General features: G+C 33.3%; 10 protein-coding genes. 6 read left to right on the top strand and 4 right to left on the bottom strand.

The genetic code is table 11. The annotated features are described in order from the left end of the window. Positions 1-5 precede the first annotated feature (5 nt). From ACEN92_RS19810 to ACEN92_RS19785, 6 genes are all read left to right on the top strand, one after another. Complete coding sequence (locus tag ACEN92_RS19810) at positions 6-1616, top strand: hypothetical protein (RefSeq protein ID WP_495640044.1); 1611 nt, start codon at positions 6-8, stop codon at positions 1614-1616. 12 nt (positions 1617-1628) lie between these two features. Further along, positions 1629-2177, top strand: coding sequence for a hypothetical protein (locus tag ACEN92_RS19805; RefSeq protein WP_495640043.1), 549 nt, complete (start codon positions 1629-1631; stop codon positions 2175-2177). A gap of 158 nt (positions 2178-2335) precedes the next feature. Continuing rightward, positions 2336-2992 carry a murein L,D-transpeptidase catalytic domain-containing protein gene (locus ACEN92_RS19800; RefSeq protein ID WP_495640042.1) on the top strand — a complete coding sequence of 219 codons (657 nt, stop codon included), beginning with the start codon at positions 2336-2338 and terminating at the stop codon, positions 2990-2992. Between the two features lie 6 nt (positions 2993-2998). Continuing rightward, entirely contained in the window at positions 2999-3472 is a 474-nt protein-coding gene (locus ACEN92_RS19795; RefSeq protein WP_495640041.1) for a hypothetical protein, read from the top strand. Between the two features lie 17 nt (positions 3473-3489). After that, positions 3490-5022, top strand: a complete 1533-nt coding sequence (locus tag ACEN92_RS19790; RefSeq protein WP_495640040.1) for a transglutaminase-like domain-containing protein — start codon at positions 3490-3492, stop codon at positions 5020-5022. Positions 5023-5057: 35 nt separating this feature from the next. Then, on the top strand, positions 5058-6857 hold the full coding sequence (locus ACEN92_RS19785) for an O-antigen ligase family protein (RefSeq protein WP_495640039.1): 1800 nt from the start codon (positions 5058-5060) through the stop codon (positions 6855-6857). 151 nt (positions 6858-7008) lie between these two features. Here the strand turns inward: ACEN92_RS19785 and ACEN92_RS19780 are convergent, their stop codons facing one another. The 4 genes from ACEN92_RS19780 to ACEN92_RS19765 form a co-directional block, all read right to left on the bottom strand. Continuing rightward, the gene (locus tag ACEN92_RS19780) at positions 7009-8202 is read right to left on the bottom strand and encodes a glycoside hydrolase family 27 protein (protein ID WP_495640038.1); all 1194 of its coding nucleotides are present in this window, start codon (positions 8200-8202) and stop codon (positions 7009-7011) included. Positions 8203-8458: 256 nt separating this feature from the next. After that, entirely contained in the window at positions 8459-10060 is a 1602-nt protein-coding gene (locus tag ACEN92_RS19775) for a RagB/SusD family nutrient uptake outer membrane protein (protein WP_495640037.1), read from the bottom strand. A gap of 10 nt (positions 10061-10070) precedes the next feature. After that, positions 10071-13046, bottom strand: coding sequence for a SusC/RagA family TonB-linked outer membrane protein (locus ACEN92_RS19770; protein ID WP_495640036.1), 2976 nt, complete (start codon positions 13044-13046; stop codon positions 10071-10073). A 283-nt stretch (positions 13047-13329) separates the two neighbouring features. Beyond that, a complete protein-coding gene (locus ACEN92_RS19765; protein WP_495640035.1) occupies positions 13330-15048 on the bottom strand; it encodes a glycoside hydrolase family 2 protein in 1719 nt (572 codons plus the stop codon). Positions 15049-15155 lie beyond the last annotated feature (107 nt).

Here is a 15155-nt window from a genome sequence, read left to right as displayed (position 1 = left end):
CAGACATGAAGAAAACTATATATATTTGTCTAATGACATTATTTTTTTCGCTATCAGCCTTTGCAAGCTTTGATGAATACGGCGGGTTGGCAAGTAATTATGGTAGCCCTGTAACCAATACCGGAGCAATGACAGCAGGCGGCAATATGTGGTCTACAAATGTTTCTGCTATGGTAGCAAATAATGGCGTAGTGACAAATAATTTTGATTATTACAGCCCCAGATATTATGTTGGAAGCGGAGGGAATACTAAAGAACCGAATAACTTTAGTACGGCACCATCTATACTCGAATATCAATATAAAGCAGGTGATATTATGAATGCGTTTCCTTTAAAATCTTATGATGCTCTTGGCAATGCAACATATAAAACAGATAGTAACGGTAACTTACAATTTGGATTTATATTTACAAATGGAGGGAGCATAATGCAGCCATCAAATAATTATAGCGGTTATACGCCAGAGCAGATTAATAATGCAGTGATGGGAATAGGAAATTATGATCCAAATCCTTCTACAAGACCCCGTTTTGGTTATAATGAATATAGTAATAGTAATAATACTAATACTGTTAAAATATATGAAGTCACACCAAGCGGACCGGTTTTAGTAAGCACCAAGGTTATTGTAACGTATAATGCTATTCCAAGGGTTGGACTTTTGGGCTTTACCGGTCAGCCAACCCCGGATTTTTATGCCGCTGCACAATTATCCAGTAAAACAAGTTTAACGTTAGCGGAAACTGCCCAGTATATTGAAAAATATATAGATCGTGTTTTTCCAGATATCGATGGAGCAGGTGGAAGAGTCGCACAAATAGAAAGCCTAATTCCTAAATTAATAAACGGTCTGCCTGATGAACAAAAATGGCAGGCAAAAGACCTTTTGATTTCGCGTATGACTAGCAAACTTGTACTGCTCGATGAAAATTTAGAAACTACAAACACAACAGATCCTAAGCAAAAGGCGAATTTTAGTAAAATAACTACTGTCGCAAACACTCTCAATAATAAAAGTTGGATATTATACGGTGGTAATTGTAACGCTAGTGCTAGACAGCAAAATGCTCAATCAGGATTGCCAAATACAACACCGGTAGCTGGAGGAATGCAGGCAAACACTTTTATTGATAAGCAAAGGCAGACACAATCAGGAATAATCACACCAGATATTGATATGCAAAAAGCTGTTGATCTTGTTATAAAAAATCTCAATATTGGAAAACCAGTAATGGCAGGAGTGATGTATGAAAGACAATATGGTGCAGACGGGCTTTTAGGTGGTACTTCTACTGATAACAATAACGCTGCTACAAACCATTATGTTACTATAGTTGGAATGGGGATAGATAACGGCAATCCTTATTTTTCATATTATGATAATTTCGTTGATGGATATTCTCAAAACAAGACACAACGAAGTCTTTCTACTTTAGAATTAATAGCTACTGATACGACTGAAAATAGATTCTATTATTACAAAGATTCTGTTGGGAATTACTTTTTTAGAGATATGACAGCTAAAACTCTGGATGGACCTTATGCCCCCCCAACATATCTTGGACATGGGTTTGGTAATCAATATATACTTACAGAAATTAGAGATAACTATTAAATAAAATTTATAATGAAATCAAAATATATTATTATACTATTTTCCATACTGTTTTATAATTGCAGTGATATAAAAGAAGAAAAATTTTTAAAAAATTTTACGGATAAAGAAAAAATCAAATCCAATTTTGATTATAAAAAAGAAATAAGCATTGAAGATTTAAATATCTTAAATAAATCAGAGGCAATAAATGAATTTGAAACCGATAAAAAATTTTATTATGGTTACAAAACAAAAATAAATGATGATAGTTATTTAATATTTTACAACTGTCAATATCACATAGACAACACTTATCATCCATTTGCATTAGGTGTTGCCAATAAATCATACTTGTGTATCTATCAAAAAGGGATTGGAATAGTATCAAAACTGAAGATTGCAACGGATAACCCTAACTTGAGTAAATATGAAGAAAAGCAAAATATTTATATAATAAAATCAATTTCATCCATGTTAAGATATGAAGAACAAAAAAATGGATATTATCCATATATAGCAAAAGATACCATTGTTTCCAAATATAAAATTGAAAACAATCGATTTGTAAAAATAAAATAGTTCAAAAATTAGAGAAGATTTAGAAGGGAGTACTATTTTTGAACACCAAAAGTACAGTTTATAAACTGTACTTTTGGTGTTCAATTATGAAGCCTAAAAAAAGACTTCTTTAACTTTGGGATCATCTCTATATAACATATTTTATTATGTTTAATCAATTGAAAAAAATACTATACATAGCGAGTCTGTTTTTAATAACATCTTCCTGCAAAAGAAAAGAATTAGTTATTTCAAAAAGTACAATCACATCTCACTCTATTTCAGAAACTAAATTTATTAAGGCTTCTAGAAAAATCGATTACGATCTGTATTATAGAGAAGCTTGGCAATATTGTCAAAAAAACAATTTGAATAAGGATATATTTATTCTAATAGATTTGGGGGTGCACTCCGGTTTAAAAAGATTTTCTATCTATGATTTTAAGAAAAATAAGGTTTTAAAATCATTTATGGTAAGTCATGGTTGTGGTAATAGTAGTTGGGGCGAAACTTTCACCAAAGATAGTGCACAAGTTAGCAATGAACCCGATTCGCATTGTTCTTCAACAGGTAAATATATTATTTTGAATAGAGGTACTAGTCAATGGGGAATTAAAGTTAATTATTTGTTACAAGGAAAAGATAAAACGAATTCAAATGCCATAAACCGTGCTATAGTTTTACACTCTTGGGAGGAAATACCAAATAATGAAGTATATCCCGAAGGTACTCCGGAAGGATGGGGCTGTCCGGCAGTTTCTAATGAAAGCATGAAAGAAATAGACAGTATTCTGAGAAAAAACAAAAAAGTTTTACTGTGGATAATAAAAACCTAGATAATTATGAGAAATAAAACAATGATTATAGGGATGTTCTTTCTTTTATTTTTTTCGAAGGGATTTTCACAAAATGTAAAAATTGAAATTGTAGATTATTTAAAGCGTATCGAAGGTGTAGAATATTCTACTTATCAATATGCAAATGCAAGCTATAGCTATTCAAGACCTCCAATAATATTTATAACAGATAAAGATAATTTTATCAAGATATATCAAGAAATTCCAATTTTTTTCTCAACAAAACAAGAGTATACTGATGTTTTTATATTAGGAATAAATAAGTTTAGCAAAAAAAATATAACAGAAATTGACAAAAAAATTATAAGTGAATTTTTAGAAAATATCATAAAATTCAGAGTATGCTTTAATTTACCAATCTATAATTCAGAACAATTGTACACCTCTTTGTATTATATTGAAAAGGAAGAAAATTTATGTAAATATTTTTCATGCAGAAATAAGACTTTAAAAAAATAATTATCAAATACAATATTATGTTTTTAAGAAAAAACCTAAACCTCCTTTTATTTTTAAGTTTATTTTCGACAACGGTAATTATCTCGCAAATTAAAAATACCGGGATAACAAAAGCTTCAAAGTTTCCTGAAGTTTTAGACTATTTTCAGAAAAAAGGAGATAAAGAACAATACGATGCCGCTGTTTTTTTGGTTTCTAATATGCTTATTCATTACGCAGAAGATAATATATGGCTTGATAAAAATGGCAAGGAAACTTCCTTTAAGGTAACCAACTATAAAGACATCGAACAGGCAACCACAGCATTTAATAAACTAAAAGACAGTACCGGGATGATTTCCAGAAATACTATTGTTCAGGATACTGATGTCATTAAAAGTGAGGTTTTAATTAAAAATATAGAAATGGCCTTTAAATCATGGAAAGAAAACCCGTGGTCTAAGAGTTATGATTTTAAAACATTTTGCGAGTACATTTTGCCTTACCGCAGTTTAAGTGAACCAATGCAGGATTGGAGACCTGAATATCAGGCAAGCTTCGAAAAATTATCCGTTGGAATGGCTGACCCAAATGATCCCATAGAATTATGTTCTAACATAATAACCAATATAAAACACTTTGATTTTGTGCTAAAACGTTTTGACCCTAAACCGCTTTTAGGTGCAACAGATTTATTATTCTGGCGTGAAGGCAATTGCCCTGATTTGGCCAATGTGGCTATTTTTGCTTCAAGATCATTGGGCGTAGCCACTACTTTCGATTGTACGCCGCATTATGCCGCCTCTTCAAACCGACATTATTGGAACACCGTAATTGATAATAAAGGAGTACATATTCCTTTTAACGGGAATCAGGATTTGCCTTATGTTTATAATGCTGTTTCTAAGCGATTGGGGAAAGTATTTAGATTCACCTTCTCGGAGCAAAAGGATAATTTAGCTTCTTTAGTTCCTGAAAATCAAATTCCGGACGATTTATTAAAGAATAAAAATATTCTGGATGTAACGGCTGAATACGTAGCCGTAAGCAATATCAATTATACTTTTGGTCCCCAGGTAACGGCAAAAGTAAGTTACATCAACGTATTTAACAGAGGAGGCTGGAGAGCACTGGATTGGGCTAAAATAAACAACAAAATTGCTGTTTATAAAAATATGGGGCAGGATATTGTTTATCTTCCGGGCGTTGTTGTATCCGGAAAAATGGTTTTTGAAAAGCATCCGATCCTGCTGGACAAAAAAGGACTAAAAACTATTTTAAAACCTGATATGCTGAATTCATTTTCTCCGACATTGTCCAGAGATAATGAATATAAAAGCAAATACACGGATAACAATCCTTTTCAGATTATAAAAGGAGAAAAATACAGAATCCTTGTTTGGGATGGGGACTGGCGACTTATAGAAGAACAGATTGCCTCTGATGACAATAAAATTTCTTTTAAAAGAGTACCAAAAAACGGACTGTTTTTAATGTGTCCTTTAAAACCGGATTTTTACGAAAGAATATTTACCATTGATTCGAAAACGAATTTAATAACGTGGTATTAAATAAGACTATGAATTTCTTATCAACCATTTTCTAAATGATGAAATCCAGTACATCAAATTTAAAAGATAATCTTACCGGAATACTTGATTCTTGTTTTATTATATTAGTTTTTGCACTCCCGTTTATATCTTATCCATTTATTTTAAATTCTAATAAAATCGGTAAGGAATTATTCTTCGTGAGTGTAGTTTCTGCATGGCTGTTTTTTAAAGTATTGACCGGTTTCAAAAACAAAACACTTAAAATCCATACAGTCGATTTAATGATGCTGCTGTTCATTTTATATGTTGTTGTACATTATTTTCTTTTTTCCTATTACAGCTTTCTTTACAATCAATTTTGGGTGTTTACATGCTACCTGATATTGTTTTATTTATTCCAGTTAAGTTTAAAAAACAAATCAGAGTCTGTTTTTAATTTTATCATAAAACTTATTTGGTTTTACTGTTTTATTGAGGCAATTATTGCATTGCTTCAAAAAATGAATTTTGTGAATGCCGAAAATGAATATTTCCGGATTGTCGGCACCTTCATCAATCCTAATTTTTTAGGCGTGTATATGGTTATTGGTCTTTTCGTTGTATTATATCAATTTCTGTTTTCTGAGTTTAAGAATAGAATCTTCAAACTATTCCTGTTGGTAAGTGCTTTATTAATGTTGTATGTTTTATACTTAACCGATTCGCGGGCTTCATGGATTTCATTCGTTGTTGGCGTTTTATTTTTGTTAGCGACTTCTCCAAAAAGTCTCTCTTTTTTCAGGAAGAATAAAAAGAAAGCAATAACGCTAATTTCAGTCCTGTTTTTTGTGGGTATTTCAGGTTTGTATTTTTTATATCAGTTCAACAAAGATTCCGTTGACGGAAGAACTTTAATCAGGAAAATTACAATTTCAGAAATTAAGGAAAAGCCTGTTTTTGGGAATGGTATTTTTAATTTTACAGGAATTTATAATAATTCAAAAGCGGAATACTTTAATGAACTGCAACGCCCATGGAATGAAATAAAAGTGGCCAATTATGTTTCTACCGCTTTTAATGATTATCTGCAAATCATTTTCGAAATAGGAATTTTTGGTTTTGTTTTACTGGGACTCTTATTGTTTGTAATCATTAGAAAAATTGAACTTAATCCTAAAACGAGATTTGGGCTCGCTTTTGTGGTTATTTTTGCATTTTTAGGATTGTTTACATCAGTATTGTATAACCCGACGGCAATGGTCTTTTTGGTTTTTGGATTGTCTTTGTTAGTTGTTTTTGGCAGTAATAGAAAAGAGCTGCTAACAATTAGCAATACTTTTTGCATAAAAAGCATAAACGTTAGTTTTATAATTATGTCTTTTCTAGTTACAGTAATTTTTTATTTAAAAACCCAAATATTAATTGATTTTAAAACTATCTCAGAGGGTGAAAACCAAAAATTTTATTATAAAATAAATGACACAAATATGTTGCTTATTGAAGATGATCCTTTTGTTGAATTTAAATTTGGGTTTGAAAAATTCCATGAAGATGAAGCTAAAAAAGGCGTTCTTATGATGGAAAATTCAGTAAAAAAAGAACCAATACCCGAGGCAAACGTAGTTTTGGCAAATTTATATTCTGAGCAAAAAAACTTCTTAAAAACGGAGCAATTATTAATATTGAATAATGGCATTGAACCTTTTCGCTTTGAGCCTAAAGAAAATTTATTCCGCTTTTATATCCAGACTAAACAAAAGGAGAAAAGTATAAAAATAGCCAGAGAAATAATTAATTTGCCTGTGAAAATCAAATCAAATAAAATCGATATTTATAAAACAGAGGCTGAAAAATATTTGAAAAATAATTATTAAAATTCAAATAAATTTTAGAAAACGGTATTTTTATTTCAAACTTGTTGTACGGAAAATTCTTTTCGTTATCACTCTTTCTTGCACTGCATGATTTTTTTATGTCTTAATCATCTTTTATAAATTACACCCAAAACAGGTTAAAGTAATTCTTTTATTTTTTAGATAAGACAACCATCAAAACTCCATGTGCAGGAATGCTTTTTACAAGATTCGTTTCTGTAGTTCCGATATTTTTATGCTCCCAAAGATCTCTGACAATATAAGTGTCTTTTTTTATTTTTACATCTTCAACAAAATACATTGTGTTTTTTTTCCAGTCGTAATCTAATTTCCATTCCGTTGCTGTTCTGTTTAAAAAACAAATAGCTACTTTACCATCAGCCAGTGGTTTTGCCCAAATTTCATATTCGCCCATATCCATAAACCTGCGGGCTTGCTGTCCTTTGGCATCCTGATTAACGGCTATTACTTCTTTATTTGTTAGAATTTGTGCCGTAGTCGGATCTAAATTCCGAAGATCATTTCCTGCCATTAAAGGAGAAGCGAGCATGGACCACATCGAGAAATGGGTTTTATTTTCGTCGAAAGTCATACCACCGTTCCCTACTTCAAGCATGTCGGGATCGTTCCAGTGTCCCGGTCCCGCATATTTCCATAACTCGGCTTGTCTGTCAATAATATCCAGAATTCCTAAGCCTCCCCAGTCAAAAGTACATTGGTAACAATCTCTGATATCAAAAGTGGTACGCCATAAATGACCAATTCCTTCGCCCCATTCCCAGGGTTTGCTTCCTCCCCATTCGCAAATAGAAAAAACGATTGTTCTTTTGGTTTCTTTTAAGGCATCACTCATGGTTTTGTATGCCGCTTTTGCATTTTGCCCTTCATCAAAACACCAGTCATATTTTAAATAATCTACACCCCATTCGGCATATTTTTTAGCATCCTGAAACTGATATCCACGGCTTCCCGGTCTGGATTGACAGGTCATAGAGCCTGCGCAGGAATAAATACCGAATTTCAGTCCTTTACTATGAATATAATCCCCCAAAGCTTTCATCCCCGACGGAAAACGTTCCGGATCTGCAATTATATCTCCTTTTGCATCTCTTCCCGTCTGCCAGCAGTCATCAATAACCAAATAATTATATCCGGCATCACGCATACCGCTTTTTACCATTGCATCAGCCATCTCTTTTATTAATTTTTCGCTTACGTCACAGCCAAATTTATTCCAGCTGTTCCAGCCCATTGGCGGTGTTTTGGCTAAATCGGAAAACTCCTGGGAATAGCTGAAAAGTGGGATAATAACCAGCATCAGTACTATTAAAGAAATATTTTTCATTCTAACAAATTTTATAATTAATGTTAAGCCAGAGAGCTGTTCCTAACCACAGAACAGCTCTCAGACACTTATAAACAACTAAAAAACAATTATTGATTGGTAAAAATTAACTTGTTGGTGTAATTAAATGGGTATCAGACTGAGACATTCGCTCAGGATAAACTTAATCGAAGGCTTGTCATGAAGGAAAGGACCTCGACTCCGCTCAGTCTGACAATGATTTCCAGGGTAGAAAACGTTTACTCAAATTTATATTTTAATTATACCCCGGATTTTGTACCAAACTATGATTTGCATCCATCTGACTTTGAGGAATAGGAAATATTGCTCTGTAATCACCATTTGGTTTATGAGAAAACCATGATTTTTTTGTGTACACTCCAAAACGGATCAAATCTTGTTTTCTGTGATGCTCACCAACAAATTCCCATGCTAATTCATCCAGGAAACCACCATATTGTATGTCTGCACCTCCTTCATATTTAGTTATTGTTCCGTTTGAATACTCGCCATATTTATAAACACTTCCTCCCAGTAATTTAGCTCCTGTAACAATTGCTTTCGCCGGATTTGTCTTAAAATTCCTGGCTCTTACTTCACTGACAATTGTTGCTGCCTGATCTGCGCTTCCTGTCCTTAATAAGCACTCTGCTTTTATCATCAAAACGTCTCCATATCTAAAAAAGGGAACATCATTAGAACTGTTAACCGAAGTTCCTGAACCTATCTCATATTTTACTAATCGATATCCTTCATTATACTCACAGCCATCTACTGTTGACATATAATTTATATAATTCAACTGTGTTACTTTATCTTCCAATATTAATGGGGCACCTGATTTTGTGTATTGTAATCCTCCTAACCAGCAATCTTTTAATCTGCTGTCCTCTGGATCATAAGTATCTATAAATTGAGGGATGGCTCCGCTTCCTCCCCAAGGCGAATCCTGCATTTCAAATGTAGCACGGCTTGCAGGATAAAGCGTTTTGAATGGATAATAGGAACCTCCTGTGTACTTTTCATCAAACGGAATGGATAAAATTTCTTCGGGTGAACCTTCATTCTTAATACGATAGGAATCCAAATAATTTGGTGCCAGACTAAATTTACCACTATCAATAATATCATTCACTTCACTTAAAGCTTCCGACCACATTGGAGTACCTAAATAAACACCCGCATTAAGGTATAATTTTGCCAATGTCATTTTAGCAGCCCATTTGGTCACTTTACCATAAGACGCATTTGTATTATCATCTCTTAAAGCAGGCATTGCTTCGGTAAGTTCTTTTTTTATAAAATCAAATACTTCCTGGCTTGTCTTTTGTTTAGGCAAATAACCCGGAGGATTTATAAAGTTTGTTTCAACAGGTATATTCCTAAAATTATCATACAAAATATAATAATAGATTGCTCTTAAAGCTCTTAATTCTTTGATATAAACATCTGAATTTTCCAAACCTTTTAAATTTTCAATCTGATAGATTGCTTTATTAATTTTAAAAATTGCCTGATAGCCATAAGCCCATCCTGCTTCGGCATGGCTTAACGTTGGTCCCCAGGTGTGCTGGTGCATTGTGATATAATAATCACCCCAGCCAATTCCGTTTCTGAATGGTGTTACAATTAAGTCTGAAGATTCTTCATTGATATCAAATTGACCATCCCATCCCCAGTATATATCCCTGAATCCAGCATAGGCCGGTGCCATAATGTTTCCTATGTCTGCCGCTGTTATAATGGTTCCTTCGGCAGTAACATTACTATAAACAGTTTCATCCAAGTCTGTACATCCTGCAAATGAGAACACTATACTTAATAGTGCTGCCTTATAAATTTTATTTAACTTTTTCATCTTTGTTTATTTAAAAGTTTACACTAATTCCTAAAGTGAATGTTCTTGTTGTAGGGTACTTATCACGACTGTCGTCTCCTGCTGTTAAACCATTTCCTCCGGCGATTTCAGGATCTAATCCTTTATAATTTGTAAAAGTCGCCAGATTGGAACCCGAGGCATATATCCTTGCTGAATTAACAATTTTTAATTTTTTTACATCCAGATTATACCCTAATGTTATATTATTAATTTTCACATAATCTCCATCTTCTATATAATAACTCACATACGTTTGAGAGTAATTCAATTTTGTTTTTCCATAAACTAAATCCTGAGAAGAATCTAACATATTATAATTAATGGTCGGGTTTTCATAAAACATACGCTGATAATTCAGTATTTGAAAACCAAAAGCTCCAACAAGTACTACCCCTAAATCAAATCGTTTGTATTTAAAGGTATTTGACCATCCTGCATTAAATTTTGGAATTCCATTACCTAAATATTGTTTGTTGTCATCGTTGTATAAATCAGGGGTTAGCGTTTTTCTGGTCCCATCTTTAGTTTCAATAACCCATTTCCCATCATCAGTAATATCTACTGATTTTAGTCCCCAAAAATTCCCTATTGATTGTCCTACTTCCAATCTGTGTGTTGAAAATGAAATAGGATCACCTGCATTTCCTACGTTTATGAAGTTTCCCTGAATTTCATACAAATCATTAGAAAGGCTTTTAAGTTTATTTTCATTGTGAGAAAATGTCATACTGGAATTCCATTCAAAATCTTTCGTTTGGACGGGAGTTATATTTAATAAAATTTCTATCCCCTTATTTTCCATTTTACCAACATTGGCAGTTATGCTATTATATAAATATGGCGGAACAGGAACTTCATAATCCCATAACATATCTTTAGTCTTCTTATGATATAAATCTATACTACCACTGATGCGGTTTTTTAAAAATGAAAAATCTAATCCTAAATTAATTTCTTGTGATTTTTCCCAACGCAAATCAGGATTAGGATTACTTGCCGGAACCAGGCCTTGAATCCATGCACCGTTATTATAAACATATCCCTCATAATTTAACAAAGTCTGCGAGAGATAAGAACTGTTAGGAATAATTCCGGTCTCTCCAAAACCTGCACGCAGTTTCAAATTATTAATAAATGAAATATCTTTTAGGAAAGATTCATTACTAATAGTCCAGCCTGCTGAAACTGAAGGAAATGTTCCCCATTGGTAATTATCTCCAAATCTGGAAGATCCTTCTCTTCTCACACTGGCCAATAAATGATATTTATTATCAAATGAATAAGTAGCTCTGCCAAAAAAACCAATCAGTTTATTATCCTCTTTATAACTTCCCATTCCTGCTTTTCCATCCAAAAGTGCCTGACCTTCTCCTAAATTATTATACGAAAAGGCATCAGTCGGAAAGTTATAATTATTAGCAAATCCGCTTTGTGACATAGTATATTGATAACTGTATCCGCCTAAGACAGAAAAATTGTGTTTATTGATTGTTTTAGCATATTTTGAAGTAAATTCCATCTGATCTAAGTTTGACCTGTCATCTGATCTTGATGCATAACCATTTCTACCCTGAATCGTATTTGAATAATGCTTTTTAGTTTCATAATAACCATGTAAATTTGAATTTTTTACATTGGAAATACGAAAATCTGTATCCCAGCCTGGCAATAAAGTCAATGTTACGCCTGCTGATAATCTTGTATTTTCACCTTCATTCATTCGTTGGGTTTCATATATTGAAGCCAGAGGATTAGAATATTGAAACCTACTGGTTTGAGTCCAAACTCCATTATCATCTTTTGGTCTTGCCGTAGGATTTCTAATCAACGCCTGTCTATAAACATTCGTATCAAAACCTCCTGCTTCTTGTGTTGTTCTAACGATATTAAAATTGAATTTTAACTTGTCGTTGAACATATGATGATTGGCATCGAAAGAAACTCTAAGCTCTTTTGTATAGGTACCCAAAAAAACGCCTTCCTGATTCCCGTAATTAATATTAGCGATATAGTTTGATTTTGCACTACCGCCTCTCATATTAATATTATGGTTTTTATTTAATGCAGTCCTTGAAATTCCATCTAACCAATTCGTACTATACCCCTCATCTGCAAAGGGCATCTGTGCGCCATCTGCCAATAGTTTTCGATACTGTGCAGCATCTAAAAAATTTGCTTTTTTAGCAAAACTTGACATTGCGGTATAGCCTGTATAAGATAAGGTATTCACAACATCACGATCCACTTTTTTTGTAGTTATCAAAATAACTCCATTAGCACCACGGGTACCATAAATTGCTGCTGCTGAGGCATCCTTAAGTACATCAATAGAAGCAATATCATTTACAGAAACACTGTCAAATGATCCGGGAATTCCATTAATTAAAATTAACGGAGTTGTGCCACCCTGCAAGGAAGCTATACCACGCAAGGAAACTGAAGGCCCGGCCAGCGGATCACCTGACCCGTTTGAAATAACTAAACCGGCTACTTTACCCACAATCAACTCTGAGGCATCACGAACAGCACCTTGCGTAAAATCCTTTGCCTTTATAGTTGCAATCGAACTGGTAACTTCACCTCGTTTCTGCGTACCATATCCAATTAAAACTACTTCCGTCAATTCATTTACCTCTGATTCTAAGACTAAATTGATCGTATTTTTGCCATCTGGTTTAATCTCTTTTGTTTTTAATCCCAGATAGGAAAAAATTAATATTGGATTATTTCCTTTAGTAACTATTTCAAAATTTCCATCGAAATCAGTTGCTGCAGCATTAGTTGTATTTTTTTCCAAAACTGATGCTCCGGGTATTGGAACATTATTTACATCTGTAACTTTACCACTTATTTTTTGCTGTGAGAATGAGCTAAAAATAACAAACAGTAAAAAAATCGTACAGGACATCTTTCTTCTGAAAAGAGATGTAGCAGTACTTCTAAAGACATGCATGGTTGGTTTCATAATTTAACAATTTGGTTAGTGTGCTTTTGACACTTGTAAAATTATGTTAAATTGAAGTTAACGAAAATGCTAATATTACCACATGCTAATACTATATTATCCTGTTTTTAAGCATTTAGAATGAATTTCACACTTAAACACCATGAATATCTAAGAAAATCCTTCATTTGTTACATAAAGCGGGTTTTTTATACCCAAAAAAACAGCAAAAGCATAAACCTATAAAATTGTTTATGCTTTTGCTGAAAAATGATCTCAAAATGTGGAGAAAAGTATTGTACTTTTATTTTTTAATACTGGGAGTGTCTAAATAATAATCATGCAGAATGTACCATGCCTTCTTTTTGTCTCCCCTATCAGAGAGCAGTCCTTTGCGATTCCAACCTTTTTGATACACCGGGTGCATTCTGCCCAACGAGCGATAATCTACTAATATCCAAGGACAGACACCAGCCAAATTGGGCATCGCTTTGAACATTGCAACCTGGTCTTTGTATATTTGTTCCTGATATTCTTCTGTCCAATAAGCAGCTTCATCTGCAGGGCCATAATTACTGCCGTACAAAGCTTCTCCTCCAAATTCAGATATAATAACAGGCTTGTTGGCAAGAAGTTTCCATTTGGTATCTGTTGGTTTTCCCTGCCAAGGCAAATACCAGCCAATATATTCGTTTACTGAAATTACATCAAAATAATTATATAGCGGATCATGTACATCCACAATATTGTTATTATAACCCTGGTTGTTTATTACAGAAGTAATCAATCGGGTATTATCAAGTTTCCTGCATTTTTTGGATAATTCAATCAATGCATTATCACGGTTAGCGGTAGTCGAATATGTTTCGTTTGATATGCTCCATATAAAAACAGCACAGCGATTACGATCCCGTTTTATCATTTCCTTCAGCATTAACTCCATTTTATTGGTTACACCGGGAGTAGCAAATTCAATATGTTGGTAAATTGGAAGTTCATCCCATACCATCAGGCCCATTTTCTCCGCTAGCTTTAGCATATATTCATTATGAGGGTAATGTGCCAATCTTACAAAATTACAACCCAGGTCTTTTGCCCAGGTGAGTACTATCAACGCATCCGATTCTGAGAAAGCTTTAGCTTGTGTAAACGGATTTTCTTCATGAATATTTACACCTTTCAAAAATAGAGGTTTACCATTGAGTAAGATGTCTTTTCCATTGACTTCAATATTCCTGAACCCAATTTCATCTTTAACCGTGTCGGTTTCACATTGAATATTGACGTTATATAACTTAGGGTTTTCCGGTGCCCAAAGCTTAAATTTGGATGAAAACTGAATTTTGGCCTTGCCGTTAATATCTGTTTGAGCGGAATATTTAATACCTAGTTCGGGAATTGTAACAATTACTTTTTGTGAAAGTGATGCACCATTAAGCTGAACCCATCCTTCGATCTCTTTAACAGATCCTTTCTTTAACTGAATACAATAATCATCTATATAAGTAGTATTTGTTTCGACGAGATTAACATTACGGGTAATCCCCCCATAATTAAACCAGTCATAACCCAATCCCGGCAATCCGTCTTTTAAACGTTTGCTGTTTACTTTTACAATCAGGCTGTTGTCTCCATCAAGTGCCTCATTTGTAATTTCAAACTGAAAAGGGGTAAAACCACCTTCATGGCTCCCTAGCAATTTTCCGTTTAGATATACTGAACAGGTATAATTTACTGCACCAAAATGTATAAAGTATCTTTTCTCTGCCGTTTTTGTATGTTTAAATGTTTTTTTATACCATACTACGCCTTCCATATAAATTAGTTCCGGTAATTGGGTATTAAAATCACCAGGCACATTCAGTTCAGGACTGCCATCAAAAGCATATTCTACAAAATCAGTTTTCTTTTCCGGTTTCTTTTCCAGCCAGATTTGCCTCCAATCCCCAATGTCAGTTGGATCTGCAATCATTTGCCATTTTCCATTCAAAGAAATAAGATTACGGGAATCAATATTTATCATTGCTGTTTGTGATTGTATCTTTTGGAAGATAAAAAAGCATAAAAAGCTAAAAATTAAATAGGATTGATGTCTCATTTTTTTGTAAAGTATTTTATTAAAAATCAAAT

It is taken from the genome of Flavobacterium sp. Flavsp81, from assembly GCF_059491325.1.
This window is presented reverse-complemented; position numbering and strand designations above follow the sequence as displayed.

Bases quoted from the DNA above. Each gene is read 5' to 3' on its own strand.
- ACEN92_RS19810 (WP_495640044.1), top strand. From the start codon at position 6: ATGAAGAAAACTATATATATTTGTCTAATGACATTATTTTTTTCGCTA.
- ACEN92_RS19805 (WP_495640043.1), top strand. From the start codon at position 1,629: ATGAAATCAAAATATATTATTATACTATTTTCCATACTGTTTTATAAT.
- ACEN92_RS19795 (WP_495640041.1), top strand. From the start codon at position 2,999: ATGAGAAATAAAACAATGATTATAGGGATGTTCTTTCTTTTATTTTTT.
- ACEN92_RS19790 (WP_495640040.1), top strand. From the start codon at position 3,490: ATGTTTTTAAGAAAAAACCTAAACCTCCTTTTATTTTTAAGTTTATTT.
- ACEN92_RS19785 (WP_495640039.1), top strand. From the start codon at position 5,058: ATGATGAAATCCAGTACATCAAATTTAAAAGATAATCTTACCGGAATA.
- ACEN92_RS19780 (WP_495640038.1), bottom strand. From the start codon at position 8,202: ATGAAAAATATTTCTTTAATAGTACTGATGCTGGTTATTATCCCACTT.
- ACEN92_RS19775 (WP_495640037.1), bottom strand. From the start codon at position 10,060: ATGAAAAAGTTAAATAAAATTTATAAGGCAGCACTATTAAGTATAGTG.
- ACEN92_RS19770 (WP_495640036.1), bottom strand. From the start codon at position 13,046: ATGAAACCAACCATGCATGTCTTTAGAAGTACTGCTACATCTCTTTTC.
- ACEN92_RS19765 (WP_495640035.1), bottom strand. From the start codon at position 15,048: ATGATAAATATTGATTCCCGTAATCTTATTTCTTTGAATGGAAAATGG.